14 protein-coding genes are annotated in these 15961 nt (G+C 47.4%); 10 read left to right on the top strand and 4 right to left on the bottom strand.

Going from position 1 to position 15961, the window contains the following annotated elements:
• Position 1: 1 nt before the first annotated feature.
• The 8 genes from nqrE (at position 2) to dinB (ending at position 8072) form a co-directional block, all read left to right on the top strand.
• A complete protein-coding gene (gene nqrE, locus MO387_RS14080; protein WP_006080469.1) occupies positions 2-610 on the top strand; it encodes an NADH:ubiquinone reductase (Na(+)-transporting) subunit E in 609 nt (202 codons plus the stop codon).
• Positions 611-656: 46 nt separating this feature from the next.
• Entirely contained in the window at positions 657-1913 is a 1257-nt protein-coding gene (gene nqrF, locus MO387_RS14075; protein WP_006080471.1) for an NADH:ubiquinone reductase (Na(+)-transporting) subunit F, read from the top strand.
• A 98-nt stretch (positions 1914-2011) separates the two neighbouring features.
• Positions 2012-3058, top strand: coding sequence for an FAD:protein FMN transferase (locus MO387_RS14070; protein WP_107948843.1), 1047 nt, complete (start codon positions 2012-2014; stop codon positions 3056-3058).
• Between the two features lie 11 nt (positions 3059-3069).
• A complete protein-coding gene (gene nqrM / locus MO387_RS14065; protein ID WP_063884096.1) occupies positions 3070-3294 on the top strand; it encodes a (Na+)-NQR maturation NqrM in 225 nt (74 codons plus the stop codon).
• 261 nt (positions 3295-3555) lie between these two features.
• Entirely contained in the window at positions 3556-4029 is a 474-nt protein-coding gene (bfr, locus tag MO387_RS14060; protein WP_106651431.1) for a bacterioferritin, read from the top strand.
• 9 nt (positions 4030-4038) lie between these two features.
• Positions 4039-4506 carry a bacterioferritin gene (bfr, locus tag MO387_RS14055; protein ID WP_006080476.1) on the top strand — a complete coding sequence of 156 codons (468 nt, stop codon included), beginning with the start codon at positions 4039-4041 and terminating at the stop codon, positions 4504-4506.
• Positions 4507-4802: 296 nt separating this feature from the next.
• Complete coding sequence (locus MO387_RS14050; protein ID WP_107948841.1) at positions 4803-6806, top strand: methyl-accepting chemotaxis protein; 2004 nt, start codon at positions 4803-4805, stop codon at positions 6804-6806.
• A gap of 189 nt (positions 6807-6995) precedes the next feature.
• Positions 6996-8072, top strand: a complete 1077-nt coding sequence (gene dinB / locus MO387_RS14045; RefSeq protein ID WP_107948839.1) for a DNA polymerase IV — start codon at positions 6996-6998, stop codon at positions 8070-8072.
• Positions 8073-8115: 43 nt separating this feature from the next.
• Here the strand turns inward: dinB and MO387_RS14040 are convergent, their stop codons facing one another.
• Positions 8116-9015, bottom strand: a complete 900-nt coding sequence (locus MO387_RS14040; protein ID WP_107948837.1) for a LysR family transcriptional regulator — start codon at positions 9013-9015, stop codon at positions 8116-8118.
• A 92-nt stretch (positions 9016-9107) separates the two neighbouring features.
• Here MO387_RS14040 and MO387_RS14035 point away from each other — a divergent pair, with 92 nt between their 5' ends.
• Positions 9108-10040: a DMT family transporter gene (locus MO387_RS14035; protein WP_107948835.1), complete on the top strand. Its 933-nt coding sequence runs from the start codon at positions 9108-9110 to the stop codon at positions 10038-10040.
• Positions 10041-10175: 135 nt separating this feature from the next.
• Here MO387_RS14035 and MO387_RS14030 read toward each other — a convergent pair whose 3' ends face one another.
• The 3 genes from MO387_RS14030 to MO387_RS14020 form a co-directional block, all read right to left on the bottom strand.
• The gene (locus MO387_RS14030) at positions 10176-11822 is read right to left on the bottom strand and encodes a methyl-accepting chemotaxis protein (protein WP_107948833.1); all 1647 of its coding nucleotides are present in this window, start codon (positions 11820-11822) and stop codon (positions 10176-10178) included.
• Positions 11823-11917: 95 nt separating this feature from the next.
• Positions 11918-12472, bottom strand: a complete 555-nt coding sequence (locus MO387_RS14025) for a cache domain-containing protein (RefSeq protein ID WP_006080485.1) — start codon at positions 12470-12472, stop codon at positions 11918-11920.
• 257 nt (positions 12473-12729) lie between these two features.
• The gene (locus MO387_RS14020) at positions 12730-14190 is read right to left on the bottom strand and encodes an aminoacyl-histidine dipeptidase (protein ID WP_107948831.1); all 1461 of its coding nucleotides are present in this window, start codon (positions 14188-14190) and stop codon (positions 12730-12732) included.
• A gap of 219 nt (positions 14191-14409) precedes the next feature.
• On the opposite strand from MO387_RS14020, the gene MO387_RS14015 reads away from it, so the two are divergent.
• The gene (locus MO387_RS14015; RefSeq protein ID WP_107948829.1) at positions 14410-15948 is read left to right on the top strand and encodes a peptidase M17; all 1539 of its coding nucleotides are present in this window, start codon (positions 14410-14412) and stop codon (positions 15946-15948) included.
• Positions 15949-15961 lie beyond the last annotated feature (13 nt).

The raw sequence follows: 15961 nt of genomic DNA, 5'->3' as shown, positions 1-15961 counted from the left end.
GATGGAACATTATATTAGCCTGTTAATTCGCTCTGTTTTCATTGAAAACATGGCACTGGCCTTCTTCCTAGGTATGTGTACTTTCTTGGCTGTGTCTAAGAAAGTCACCACAGCCATGGGCCTAGGGATTGCGGTAGTTGTAGTGTTAACTATCTCTGTCCCAGCAAACCAAGTTATCTATCAAGGGCTGCTTGCTCCTGGTGCACTTGCTTGGGCTGGCGCACCTGAAGCTGACTTAAGCTTCTTGAAATTCATTACCTTTATCGGTGTGATTGCGGCTTTGGTTCAAATTCTGGAAATGGCACTGGACAAGTACTTTCCACCTTTGTACAACGCATTAGGTATTTTCTTACCTTTGATCACAGTGAACTGCGCGATTTTCGGTGCGGTATCATTCATGGTTGAGCGTGACTACAAGTTAGGCGAGAGTGTGGTGTTTGGTTTCGGCTCAGGAGTGGGTTGGGCATTAGCTATCGTATTGATGGCCGGTATCCGTGAGAAGCTGAAGTATGCCGACGTGCCTAACGGCCTACGTGGTTTAGGGATTACCTTTATCACTGCTGGTTTGATGGCCTTAGGTTTCATGTCGTTTTCTGGTGTGTCTCTGTAAGAGACACATAACGGCTTCTTGAATTGGACCTTCTAAGGATAAGTTAATGGATATTCTTGGTATTTTTAAATCTACTCCGCTCGAGGTTTACCTCGGTGTGAGTATGTTTACTGCTATCGTCCTCATCTTGGTATTAGTGATTTTATTCGCTAAGTCTAAGTTAGTGGCTAGCGGTGACATCACGATCGGCATTAATGACGATCCTGAAAAAGCAATTACAACCGGTGCTGGCGGTAAGTTGTTAGGCGTTTTGGCTAACAGCGGTATCTTTGTATCGAGTGCGTGTGGTGGCGGTGGCTCATGTGGCCAATGTCGCGTAGTGATTAAGTCTGGCGGCGGTGATATTCTGCCAACAGAACTTGACCACATTAGCAAAGGTGATGCCCGTAAAGGCTGTCGTCTTTCTTGTCAGGTTAACGTTAAGAACGATATGGAAATCGAGCTTGACGAAGAAATCTTCGGTATCAAAAAATGGGAATGTGAAGTTATCTCTAACGATAACAAAGCCACTTTCATTAAAGAACTGAAGCTGCAAATTCCTGATGGCGAATCTGTACCTTTCCGTGCTGGCGGTTATATTCAAATCGAAGCACCTGCTCACCATGTTAAATATGCAGATTTCGACGTACCTGCACAATACCGTGGCGACTGGGAACACTTCGGTTTCTTCAATCTTGAATCTAAGGTTGATGAAGAAACGATTCGCGCATACTCAATGGCTAACTACCCAGAAGAGTTCGGTATTATTATGCTGAACGTGCGTATTGCTACGCCTCCACCACGTAACCTGACTCTGCCTTGCGGTAAGATGTCATCTTACATTTGGAGCTTAAAAGCTGGCGATAAAGTGACAATTTCTGGCCCATTCGGTGAATTCTTCGCGAAAGATACCGATGCAGAAATGGTGTTTATCGGCGGTGGTGCGGGTATGGCGCCAATGCGTTCGCACATCTTCGACCAACTGAAGCGTCTTCAGTCTAAACGTAAGATGAGCTTCTGGTACGGTGCACGTTCTAAACGTGAAATGTTCTACGTAGAAGATTTCGACGGCCTTGCGGCTGAGAATGATAACTTCGTATGGCATGTGGCCCTTTCAGATCCTCAACCAGAGGATAACTGGGATGGTTACACAGGTTTTATTCATAACGTATTGTATGAAAACTATCTGAAAAACCATGATGCACCAGAAGATTGTGAGTTCTACATGTGTGGACCTCCAATGATGAACGCTGCCGTAATTGGTATGTTGAAAAATCTTGGTGTCGAAGACGAAAACATCTTGTTAGATGACTTCGGCGGCTAATGTTCATTAGTCCTAGATAGAAAAGTTGCAGATGTTGAGGATAATCTCTCATCTGCAACTTTTGCATTTAAGGGCCCAAATAAGAGTAGTAGGTCACTATGTTTCAGACCTTAAAGATCAATACCTCAGTATTAAAGCATTCATTTAACTGGCTAGTCCTCGTAGGGCTGGCCTTTTTTGTTTCAGCCTGCTCAAAGCAGAATGAGGTCATTTCATTAGCGGGCAGCACTATGGGGACGACTTATCACATTAAAGTCGTGCCGAATGAGCTGATGCCGACGGCGCAATTACTTCAAGCGGAAATTGATTTAGCCCTTGAGCTAGTCAATGACCAGATGTCGACGTATCGCCCAAATTCAGAATTATCCCGTTTCAACCAATTGCCATTGGAGCAAAGCGTTGAAGTTTCAGCGGATACCATCAAAGTGGTGCAAGAGGGAATACGCTTATATCAAGTGACGGATAAGGCACTTGATATTACCTTAGGTCCTTTAGTTAACCTGTGGGGATTTGGTCCTGATAAGCGTCCAACTAAGGTTCCGACTCAGGCCGATATCGATGCGGCGAAAGCCAAAACCGGTATTAGTGAGCTTTCGATAGAAGGTCATCGTTTAAGTAAGCATAATGCGCATTTGTACGTAGACCTGTCATCAATCGCCAAAGGGTTTGGGGTTGATAAAGTGGCTTCCATTCTCGATAAATACCACGCGACTGGGTATTTAGTTGAAATTGGCGGTGAACTGAGCATTAAAGGTGCTAAAGGCGATGGTAGCTCTTGGCGCGTTGCCATAGAGCAACCGACCGATGATGGCTCTGAAGCCGTACAGCAGGTTATCTCACCAGGGACTATGGCGATGGCGACCTCGGGCGATTATCGTAATTATTATGAGGAAGACGGCCAACGTTTTACCCATATAATTGATCCACGTACCGGTTTGCCAATCAATCATAAGCTAGCATCTGTGACCGTATTGCATCAGAATTGCATGACTGCCGATGGTTTTGCGACGGCTATGATGGTTTTAGGTACAGAAGCATCATTGGAGCTTGCCAAGAAGGAACACTTGGCGATAATGCTAATTGAAAAGCAAGGCGAAGGATTTAAAGTCTATTACAGTGACGCCTTCAAGCCTTTCCTTAAGTAGTTGGAGTTAACATGAGCACTTTTATCGCGGCATTTGTAGTTTTATTACTGTTCTTTTTGCTGATGTCGATAGGTTATCTCATCAAGCGCAAAGCCGTCGAAGGAAGCTGTGGCGGTTTAGGTGTTCTAGGGATTGAGAAAGCGTGTGATTGTGATGACCCTTGTGACAAACGTAAACGTCGTATGGCCGCTGAAGAAGCGCGCCGTGAGAAGTTAACCAAAGATCGTATTATTTAATATTCTCTCAATCGTCTGTTTCGACAATAGCCTCCCATCTGGAGGCTATTTTTTTGCATGAAACTTATCAAGCTAGACCATCCAATTAAATTTATCCTTGGGTTATGAGGGAGATAGCGCGTTAATCTAAGCAGGAATGAGAATGCTTTTCATCATTAAGTTTGTGAAATATAAAGATAATTTGAGTTGATGGGTAAATTGTACTAGGCTAGAAGCTTGATTTAGATCAATCTTTTTCACGCTTACCAAGGATAGTAACTTATGAAAGGTCATCCTAAAGTGGTTGGGCAACTGAATCGGGTGCTTACCTGTGAGTTGACCGCCATCAATCAATATTTCCTCCATGCCCGCATGTTTAAACATTGGGGCTTAGAGAAACTCAATCACGTCGAATACAAAAAATCCATCCAAGATATGAAGCACGCCGATAAGCTCATCGAGCGCGTGTTGTTTTTGGAGGGTCTCCCAAATTTGCAGCAACTCGAGAAACTTCGCATTGGTGAACATAGCCAAGAAATGCTCGACTGCGATCTGGCCATGGTGCAAGAGCAACTGACATTGCTGCGTGATGCCATTAACCTATGTGAAGCCGAGCAAGACTATGTGAGCCGCGATCTGCTGGAAGACATCCTTGAAGACGAGGAAGAACACTTAGATTGGCTTGAGTCGCAGCAAGAGCTCATTACGCTAACCGGGATTCAAAATTATCTACAATCGCAAATTAGCGACCAATAGGAGCGGAATATGAAAGGCGATAAAGACGTCATCGATGCGTTAAATCGACTCCTAACGGGAGAACTCTCGGCAATGGATCAATATTTTGTCCATGCCCATATGTACGAAGATTGGGGCTTGAATGAACTCTATGAGCGCATCGCCCATGAGTCCGATGATGAAAAAGCCCATGCGGCCAAATTAGTACAGCGTATTTTATTCCTCGAAGGAACGCCTAATGTTGCCGCCCGTGAGGCGTTGAACATAGGTAAAGATGTGGAAGAGATGCTGCGTAATGATCTCGCCTACGAGTACAAGGTCGCGGACGATTTGCGCCAAGTGATTGCCCTGTGTGAGCAGAAGCAAGATTACCAAACCCGCGAAATCCTCGAAGTATTACTCGACGATACTGAGTCGGACCACATGTATTGGCTCGAAAAACAACTCGGACTTATCGACCGTGTTGGGCTACAAAACTACCTACAAACTAAGATGTAATCACTAAATCGAGATCAGCGGGAGTGTCTCGCTGATCCTATTTCTACCGCTTCCTATTAATCCAATCTGTATATAGTCTATCTGACTGTAAAACTCTGCCTCTACAAACTCATCCTCTGCAAAACATCTTAAATTTAGCGAATCCTGTTATAAGGCCAATATCCTTTCTTTACAAATACTTATTTACGTTTTTTATGGCGATTTCATCTGTTGTTAACAGGTAAAAATTGTTACCGTGTAAAACTATTTTTGCGAGCCATATTGTTAACTTGTTGGCCAGCCAGACGGGAAGATTGATGGGATATATGAAACGTTCTCTAAGTTTGCAGTTAGTGGTGACTATCGTTGGAGCGCTTGCTGTACTGCTTACCTTAGTCGCCGCTTTGTTGGTGACGAAAGAAAGTGATAACACGCGAAAGCAGGTCGATGCGGATATTTCGGCGTTAGTTGCCTTAAAAGCCAATGAGATTAGCGGTTACTTTATTGCTAAGGGCCAAGTGATCCATTCAGTGTTTGCCGAGCCGGGTTTAGTCAAATGGTTTACTCAGTATCACGCCCGTGGCAGTCATCTCGCGGCTGATCGCCATTATCAAGACATTATTGCTTACTTTAAGTCTTTCTCCGATCGCGATAGCGATGTTAAGTCGGTGTTTTTTGGCTCGGCCAATACCTTCGAGTACTTTGACCTTAATGGCCGCTTCGATGGCGACCCAGATTACTACACCAACAAACGACCTTGGTGGCAGGAGGCGATTGACCAGCGTGGCTTGTTTGTTGGCGATCCTGCGGTCGATGCGAACGATGGTTCAATTTCTGCCACGGTTAAAACCCCTGTTTATGCTGCCAATGGTGAGCTGATTGGGATCGGCGGCATGGATATTTTGATTGATACTATTGGTAAATCCCTGCTGGCACCGATCAAATACCGTGACTTTGGCCAAGCTTTCTTGATGACAGACGAAGGCAAGTTGGTGTATTTCCCTGGTTTTTCAGAACGTTTCCCGCCGGGTTCTTTGGCAAATCAAGTGGACACTCAGTTTAAGCAGACCTCAGGGTTTTCGGCATTAAGACAACAGATGCAAAGGGAAGCGCAAGGGTTTGCTAACGTTACGTTCAATGGCGTGCCCCAGCGGGTGAGCTTTGTGACTGTGGGCGGCGATTATCCCAAACAAAAGTGGCACTTAGCCTTTATGTTGCCCCACGAAGTGATTGAAGCGCCAGTGACCGCTACGTTCTGGAATGCGAGTATGGTCGCCATAGGTATCATGCTGCTAATGGGGGTGACGGTATGGTTGATGTTGCTACCCTTTAGACGTCAACTCGCTAATTTATTGGATGCGATGGAAGATATTGCCGAAGGTGACAGTGATTTATCAAAACGTATTCTAATGGATCGAGAAGACGAGTTAGGCAAACTTGGCGATGCCTTTAATCGCTTTGCCGAGAAAGTGCAGCACATGCTGTTGGATACGCGCAGTTTAACCCAAGAGGTAGGCACGGGTGTTATTGATGCGCGGCAGATTTGCGATTTAGCCGTGTCGTCGGTCTCATCGCAGAAGCAGCAGATAGATTCGGTTGCTACCGCTGCAACGCAAATGGCGCAAACCAGTCAAGAAATGGCTGTCAGTGCCCAGAGGGCGAATGATTTTGCTCAGAAGGCGCAAACTCAAGCCTACGATGGTACACAGATTGTTTCCCGTGCGACCGAAGGGATGAAGGCACTGTCGCAACAAGTGATTGCGGCGGCGAAAGTGATTAAACACTTACGCAATAGCTCAGAGCAAATCGGTGAAGTCTTGAGCGTGATCCGTAACATTGCCGAGCAAACTAATCTATTAGCCCTTAACGCAGCAATTGAAGCGGCGCGTGCGGGTGAGCAAGGCCGTGGCTTTGCTGTGGTGGCAGACGAAGTGCGCACGTTGGCATCGCGTACCCAAGATTCTACCGCTAACATTCAAGGCATTATCCAAACCTTGCAACAAAGCGCATTGCAGGCCGAGCAAGTGATGGAATCGGGCGTTGAGCAAGCGAAAGCGGGGCAAGAGTTAACGACTCAGGTCGAAGCGGCACTGAATGATATTGCCACGGCGATTATGTCAATCCAACAGCAAACGGTTGAAATAACCGTAGCAATCGATCAGCAAGCCGTGGCAGCCGAGGAAGTGGCGCTCAATGTCGATAATGTGCGGGGGTTGTCGGATCAGTCTTTGCTTTCGAGTCAGGACTTGTCGCAAAGCTTGCAAGGCTTTGAGGATATGACCCGCGCACTTACTCGCAATATCGGCCAATTTAAGATTTAAGCCTGAGTTGGTCAGTGAACTATTTGCTCACTGACCATCAGCTCAATCACGGCATCACTCATAGTGCACTCACAAAAGGAGCTTAGGCTCCTTTTAATTTTAGGTTTCCCGCCCGATCCTCGCTAAATTGATGACGAACACTTGATTACTGTTTTTATATACAGTATTTTGGCGTTGGAGGAATTCAACGTGCGAAAAATTATTCACATCGATATGGACTGCTATTTTGCGGCAGTGGAAATGCGCGACTTTCCCGAATACCGTGGCAAGCCTTTAGCTGTGGGCGGCAGCAGCGATCGTCGTGGTGTTATTAGCACTTGCAGTTACGAGGCACGTAAATTCGGTGTGCGTTCGGCGATGGCGACCGCTTATGCCTTTAAGTTGTGTCCCGATCTCATTTTGGTTCCTGGGCGGATGCAGGTTTATAAAGATGTCTCACTGCAAATTCGTGAAATTTTCTCCCGCTATACCCCATTGATTGAGCCGTTGTCCTTAGATGAAGCCTATTTAGACGTGAGTGAGTGCCAACAATATAAGGGCTCGGCGACCTTGATTGCGCAGGCCATTCGCAGCGATATCTTAGCCGAAACTGGGTTAACCGCTTCGGCAGGCATAGCACCTGTGAAGTTTTTGGCTAAAGTTGCCTCGGATTTGAATAAGCCAAACGGCCAATATGTGATTACCCCTGAGACACTCCCTGATTTTGTTAAAACCTTATCGCTGCGTAAAATTCCCGGTGTCGGCAAAGTCACCGCCGAAAAGCTCTCCTCGCTTGGGCTCAATACCTGTGGTGATGTGCAAGCCTATTCTAAACCTGAGTTATTGGCGCGATTCGGCAAGTTTGGTGGCGTGCTGATTGAGCGTTCCCAAGGCATCGATGAGCGGGGCATTTCCGCCGACAGAGAGCGTAAATCAGTGGGTGTTGAAACTACGCTGGCAAAGGATATTTATAGCCTAGAGCAGTGCCAGCAAGTGATGCCGGGGTTGATCCAAGAATTAGCCCTACGTTTGAGCCGCAGCGCTAAAGAGCGCAAAATTCACAAGCAAGTGGTCAAACTCAAGTTTAATGATTTCAAACAAACCACCATTGAGCATCGTAGCGATGAAGTCTCGATTGTGATGTTTTATGATCTACTCGCACAGGCGATGGCAAGGCAAGAGGGTCGCGGCATTCGCCTATTAGGTATTTCGGTCGGCCTCGCCGATTCTATCCTCGCAGTGCCCGAAATCCTAAATGCCCAGACTCAGCTTGATTTAGCGCTCTAGGCGTTTACTGAGTCGATACGCCGCAGACTCATACCTGAATGGCTCAATAAGCCTCGGGTGGATTTGCCAACATAAAATCAATTAACAGTCTGACCTGCAAGGGTAAGTTGTCCCGATCGCGATACATCAAGTAGGCGGTGCGCGGAATACCTTGCCATTCTGGCAGTATTTGAACGAGCTTGCCGCTTTGTATCTGTTCACTCGCCATGCTGATGGGCAATAGTCCAATACCGAGTCCCGCCACTACAGCCTGACTGGCGATCGCCATATCATCGACGGCTAATTTGATGTTCCCCCTCGGCTCAAACTCGAAATCTTGCCCTGTGATATTGTGCTGTAAGCGCCATGTTTTTACGGGCTTTGCGATGATAACTGGATGCTGTTCGAGTGCTTCTATGGCTTGCAGTGCATGCCACTGGGTTGCCGATGTGCTGGCGCAAAGCACAAAGCTAATCGTGGTGAGCGGCCTTGCAATCCAATCGGGATCTTTAGGTTCACCCACTCGAAAGGCGATATCGATGGCGTTTTCACTGACATCGATATTCATGTTCGACAGGCTTAAATCGATGTCGATATTGGGATAATGCCGTTGGAAGGCGTTGAGTGATTCACCTAGCCAGCGATAGGTAGTGTTAATGGGCGCCGAGATCCGCAGTTTGCCAACCGCTTGATGTTTATCCGCATGCAACTCACCGGATACCTGGTTTAACTCGATAAACAGCGGGCCGCAGCGTTCGAGATAACGCTGACCTGTGGCGGTAAGGTTGACTCTATGTGCGTCTCTGTGCAGTAAACGCAGGCCTAATGATTGTTCTAACAGATTGATTCGACGACTTAAGGTTGAAGGTGGAATGCCTAAGTGTTGCGCCGCGAGCTTAAAGCTCCCTTGTTGTGCCACCACCCAAAATAGGCGCATATCGTCTAAGGAATAATTAAGTTTCATATTTGGAATTTAAGCTCTCAATCTTGTAGGTTTTAATAATATATGAAACTTATAAACTAAGCTCAATCCCAATTACCTCCCTAGAGTCCGATATGAAATCCCATACACCTTACATGACATTCGTTTGTCTACTGATTTGCGTTTTTAGCTGGGGCAGCGTGTTTCCCATTGCTAAGCGAGTGCTGGAGGAGATGTCAGGTGAATCCCTCGTATTCTGGCGTTTTACCATTGCGGCGGTGACTCTGGCGTTATATATCGTTTTTACTCGGCAGGCTTGGCCCAAATTGAGTTTGGCGCAATACGCTGTCATAGCGCTAGTGGGCGTGATTGGTGTGGGCGGCTTAAATCTGGCGTTATTTAATGGGCTGCAGTACACCTCTGCCGCCAATGGCGCCTTGATTATGGCGCTCAGTCCGCTGGTGACTTCAATCGTCAACGCGCTATTACAGCGTGAATGGCTCAGCAGACAACAAGTGTTTAGCTTAGTGGGCGGTTTGGCGGGCGTACTGCTAGTGATCACCAACGGCAGTGTGCAGCAGTTGCTCAATTTCAGTTTTAACCAAGGTGATGTGATGATTGCCGCTGGCATGTTGGCGTGGAGTGGTTATACCATTTGTTCGCAACGGGTCGGCCATTGGTTGCCTGTGTTGCCCTTTACCTTGCTGAGTATGATAGCTGCCAGTGTGTCTATGTCCGTTGTTGGGCTAGGCCGTGGTGAGTTTCACCCTTGGCAGGAGCTGATGGGGCTGTCGACAACGGCTTTGTCTAGCGTGCTCTACATAGGTTTATTCGCTACTGTGCTCGGTTATCTGTTTTGGATTAACGGCGTTAAGGCGCTTGGCCCCGCTAAGGCATCGGTCTTTTTTAATCTCGTGCCTGTATTTGCAGCATTAACGGCGTTAGCTATGGGACAGGCGGTAACGGAAATGCAATTGGTAGGGATGCTGATAGTGATCCTTGCGTTGATGTTACCTATGTTGGTCAATCTGCGGGCGACAAGAGGCTTAATGGTTAAGCGCTGCTAATCGATGCTAGCTTTGCTGTTTAAATATAAGGGAGCACCGGAATTCAGATAATCACTGCGACAGGTTTATGCTCCCTTATTCGGTAGAGGGGACTTTTCAAACATCACATATTTGCAAGCACACACTTTCAACAACTTACAGTTTAAAACGACTGACCAGCGCCGTGAGGTTACCCGCCATTGACGAGAGTTGTACGCTCGCGGCGTAGATTTCATCAGTGTTGCGTAAACTGTCCTCCGACTGTTCGGCAATGTGTTGAATATTTTGATGACTCTCATTGGCCATAGTGGTTTGCGCTTTGGCAGCGAGGGCGATTTGATTATTCATCTCGCTGATCTGACTCACCATTTCTGCAATATGCGCGAGGGCTTCACCGGCATTACTGGCGGCTTCGACGCTTGAAATGGCCTTTTCATTACCGATATTAATTGCCGCCACAGCGCTTTGGGTGCCATTTTGCACATTGGCGATCATCAATTTAATTTCTTCGGTGGATTGGTGGGTCTTAGAGGCGAGGGAGCGCACTTCATCGGCAACCACAGCAAAGCCGCGTCCTTGTTCGCCCGCTCGCGCCGCTTCAATCGCTGCGTTAAGGGCTAATAGATTGGTCTGTTCGGCAATAGATTGGATCACCTCAAGCACGCGGCCGATATGTTGGCCTTCTTGTTCGAGTTTGTTGATTTGCATTTCTGCCGAGCCTACATCCCCTGCGAGTTCTCGAATTACATTGATGGTTTTTTTCACTCTTTCTTGGCCATCTGCGGTAAAGATATCGGCTTGTTTCGCGGCATCGGCGGCATGACTGGCACTGACTGACACTTCTTGCACTGAGGCAGCAATGTGATCACTGGCATCGGCGATTCTGTGGGTGGCCGCCTGTTGATCCATCAAGGTATGTTTTGCCGTGGCACTGGTTTTGGCTAGCCCTTCGGCGGCGACATTAAGCTCCGAAGTAGATTGTTTAAACTGCGAGATAATGCCATGTAAGTTATCGAGAAAATGATTGAATGCCTTGGCGAGATCACCAAGCTCGTCCTTAGAGGTTAGCTGGACTCGCTCGGTCAAATCACCATCACCATCGGTAATGTCGTGGATTTTCGCGAGCAAAACTGCGAGCGGCTTACTAATGAGTTTAGGCAAGGCAACGATGAATAGAATGCAGATCAGGATACTAATCGTTAAAGCAATTAACTGCATCTGCTGCCCACGATAGGCGTCATCATCCACTTGGGTGACGGCTGCTGCCGTGTTGCTGTTTAAGTCATCGATCAACTGATTAATATTTTGATGCAACTGCTCGAATTGCGTCGCTGCTTGGCCAAAACTCAGATCAATGGCGGTCGTGCGACCGTTACGGCCATTTTGGGTGCGCTGATTGCTGATTTCAGAAGTGGTGGTACTCCACGCCTCGAAACTGCGATTTAATTCATTGAGTTTTTCTTTTGCGAGGGGACTAGTGGTCACCTCGGAAAACTGATTAAGGTGTTCTTTGACCAAAGATATACTATTAGTGTGCTGTTTTAGAAGGCTATTATAGGAGTCCGTGCCCACGTTAACGAACATCAGGCTACGTTCGGCAACTTGCGCTTGGTAAAGCTCTTTATCAGCTTGCAGCAGTTCAGATTGGCTCGGTAAGTATTCGAGTGCGAGCGTATTTGCGCTGTTATTTAATGCTTTAAGCCCTAAGATGCCAGTTGAAGAGGCGAAGATGACTACGCCAGCGAGTAGCAGACTCGGGTAAGTCAGTTTCTGGTTAACGGAAAGATCTTTATACCATTCCATAGTCACGCCCTCCTTGATTGATACACTGAAAGGTGAGGGCCGCGATAACCACGAAATAAAAGCGGATGCGGCCCATCACTGGCGTTCTCTGGCTATTAGAGTCCGAATTGATCGAGGTTGATCCCGATGGTGATAGCACCAATTGCGGCATCGCCATCCATGACGGGTATCGATATTTGTACCAGATAAGCTTGGGAGCTAGTGTCAAATTTGACCGGACCTATGTGCTTATCGCCTTTGCCATTGGCGAAGGATTTTTGCCATTTATCCTCATCACCCTGCCAGTAGTCCGAGGTTTTACTGGTCATGGCGACGTTAGCACCTTGATTATCCATGAGAAAAATTTCTTGGTAGTAAGGTTGGCTGGCTTCGAAGGTGGTGAGAAACTTGGCCGCTTCGTTGTTCATCAAGGACGACATAAAATCATCAATCCCAGCGGTGGCGATCCATTTTTCATCTAATGTTTTGATCGAATCTAAACTTTTGCCTTGAGCATTTTGCGCTTTAACGGCATTCACCAGCACCACTTCTTTACCTAATGGCATCAGTGAATCGGCTAGATCGATAACGGCTTGGGGGACTTCTTCGGCGAAACTGAGGTTACTGCTGAGCAGTAGTGCGGCGGCTGACAAGATTTTACCAAATTTCATGATCTCTATTCCTTAAGGTCACAGTATTGAAGGGGAAAGCGGCTATCTCTAAAAGCGCGACAAGCAAAAATACGTTCGGGTTAGACAGAACAACTATAGTAGAAAATTCAAGTTATTCAGTTCTTTCATAAAAATTTTATCAATGGCATTTCTACACACTAATAGAAGGCGCGATAAAAAATAAGGCCACATCTGACTTGAGCAGATGTGGCCTTGAATTGAGTGCCAATTGAGCGAGCTAGGCTAACATTCTGGCGTTACGCCTTAACTGGAATACGCTCGAGTACGGCTAATAATAAGGTCCAATATTGGCCGACTGTGGTGATGTTCACCATCTCATCTGGTCCGTGTGGATAACGAATCGTGGGGCCAATCGAGACCATATCCATTTCTGGATAAGGTTTCTTGAATAGACCACACTCAAGACCCGCATGGATCACCATGATCACAGGCTCTTTCTGGTAAATGTCTTGATAGGTTTCGCGTACTATCGCCATCACAGGCGAGCTGTTATCTGGTTTCCAACCTGGGTAAGCGCCGCTTAAATCGATATCGGCTCCGGCTAAGTTAGTTAATGCAGTTAACATGCCTTCGACTTGAGTACGGCCAGAATCAATCAGTGAGCGAATAAGGCACAGGATAGTGACTTGTTCATCGTCAGTGCTGATAACGCCTACGTTGAGTGAGGTTTCAGTCACACCTTCGACTTCATCGCTCATGCGGATCACGCCGTTCGGGCACACATGCAGCAAATCGATCAGGGTATTTTGGCTGTTTTCGCTCATCACACGTTTTGGCGTGGGGATAGTGTTTAACACTAAACGCATATCAGGATCGGCAATGGCGAGTTCAGTGCGGATAAGCGCTTCAAACTCAGCGACTTTTTCGTTTAAGGCACCGACGTTTTCTTCTGGCAACATAAAGCTGATGTTGGCTTCACGTGGGATCGCATTACGCAATGAACCGCCGCTAAATTGTGTCAGCTCTAACGCTAAATTATCTGCATTTTCAAATAGGAAACGCGCTAATAACTTGTTGGCGTTGCCGCGACCTAAGTGAATGTTCACCCCAGAGTGACCGCCTTTTAAGCCAGATAAATGCAGGCTAAAGGCTGAGTAACTTTGCTCAGACGCTTGCCAAACCATAGGCAGGGTGATTTGAGCATCGACGCCACCGGCGCAGCCCATGTAAATTTCACCTTCTTGCTCAGAATCTGTGTTGATCAGGATCTCTGCGTCTAACATGCCCGCCTGTAAACCGAAGGCGCCCGTCATGCCAGCTTCTTCATCGATGGTCAGTAGCACTTCTAATGGACCGTGCTTGATATCATCTGAGCCCAAAATGGCCAGCGCCGATGCCATGCCGATACCGTTATCAGAACCTAAGGTCGTGCCTTTGGCTTTAACCCAATCGCCATCGACATAAGCTTCGATAGGATCTTGGGTGAAGTCGTGTACTTTGTCGGCATTTTTCTGCGGCACCATATCGATATGGGCTTGAATGACCACGATTTTACGATCTTCCATTCCAGGCGTAGCCGGTTTGCGGATGATCAAGTTGCCAACGGCATCTTCAACGACGGCAAGTTGTTTGCTTTTTGCCCACGCTTGAATGTGCTGGCTTAAGGCTTGCTCATGCTTAGATGGGTGGGGAATAGCGCAGATTTGTTCAAACCATTGCCATAATGGCTGTGGGTATAACTGACTTAAAGCTGTCACAGAAGTGTCCCTCATAAGGTCTTGTGGGTATAGGGCAAATTTGCGGCCATTCTAGCACATTCTGCGCAGCCAATTAATCTCAGCATCACAGGCTTTTGTTACGCTGGCAGCCAAAGTTTCCAGTTGGGATTTTTCAGAGGGTCTCGATACCACTTTTAGATTGGTAATTAGATGATAGAGCGGGAATAATGCAGACACAATAATGAAAAAGGATGGGTCATGTTTCAAGTTAACTTCGTTGATGTAAAAGCAGAAAATGCCATTTTTGATGGTGAAGGTTGGGATGCAGTTGTGGTGGTGACGCCCGATCTGGATACCATAGGTTTTGATGAGATCAGTTTATTGGCTCAGCACGGTGCCCACGTGGATAAGCGCGTAGGTAAGAGCCCGACATTACTGTTTGCCCCGGGTCTTGCGGGAGGTCGCTTGATCATTGCGCCTGTCACCCAAGTGAACGACGAGTATGTAGATGTGCGTGTATATGCTGATGCCGCAAGGGCGGCGATTGCCATTGCAAAAGAGGCGGGCGCCAAACGTCCGTTGTTATATGTGGTGCCATCGAAGGAACTGCGTTTTAGTTTTGCCTCTGAAGTCGCGGCGTTAGCCTGCGGTCAAGAACTGTGGCAAACCTTAGAGCTGCGTGAAGCGACGGGCTTAACGCCTACATTTGAGGCCATAGGGTTATTATCTTCATCAACCCATAACAGCAATTTACTCAATGCGTTAGAAGCGGGCCGCGTATTAGCGCGGGATTTATGTGGTACAGAACCTGAGCGCATGTCGGCTAAAGCCTTTGCCGATTATTGCCTGCAATCCTTAGCGGGCAGCGTGATCAAAACCGCAGTGGTAGAAGACAGAGATATTTTAGAGCGTGACTATCCGCTGCTCAGTGCAGTGGCGCGTTCCTCTTTTGCCGTCGGTCGTCATCAACCTCGGGTGGTGAAATTAGAATATCTGCCAGAGGGTGAAGTGACTCGTACTTTCCTGTTCGCGGGTAAGGGCGTGATTTACGATACCGGCGGCGCTGATCTGAAAGTCGGCGGCTCTATGGCGGGCATGAGCCGTGATAAAGGCGGCGCTTCTGCCGTGGCGGGGCTATTCAAAACCTTGTCAATGCTCAAGCCTAAGGGCATTCGAGTGATTGCCGAGTTAGGTTTAGTGCGTAACAGCATAGGCAGCGAAGCCTTCGTGACCGATGAAATCATCACCAGTCATGCGGGTGTACGAGTGCGGATTGGTAATACGGATGCCGAAGGGCGCTTAGTGCTGGCAGATTTACTGAGTCATTTACGCATCAAAGCCGTGTCGGCGGTGAAGCCTGAAATGTTTTCGGTAGCAACACTCACGGGTCACGTAGTGCGCTGTTATGGCAGTTATCCTGCGGCGGTGGAAAACTCAGTGGCGAGTTCGCAGCAATGCGCTGTCACTTTACAACAGCAGGCGACTCAATGGGGCGAACCCTTTGAAGTGTCTACATTGCGACCTGAAGACTTCGCGAAGATCCGCGATGTGTCGGGCGCTGCTGAAATGTTATCTTCAAATAATGCCCCATCATCGATTACCGCGCGCGGACATCAATATCCGGCGGCGTTTTTACTGAAAGCGTCGGGGCTATTTGACCATGGTGTAACAGCCCCGATTCCCTTAGCTTATATGCACTTAGATATCGCAGGCAGTGCGACAGAAGGTGATCCGCTCTACGGCAAACCTACGGCCAGTCCGCTGGTGGGCTTGTATCAATATCTGATCAATCGTTAGTAACAAAAAGAAA

Source organism: Shewanella sp. N2AIL (genome assembly GCF_022690845.1).
Lineage (GTDB): Bacteria > Pseudomonadota > Gammaproteobacteria > Enterobacterales > Shewanellaceae > Shewanella > Shewanella baltica.
Note: the sequence above shows the minus strand (reverse complement) of the source record. Positions and strands in the feature narration are given on the sequence as shown.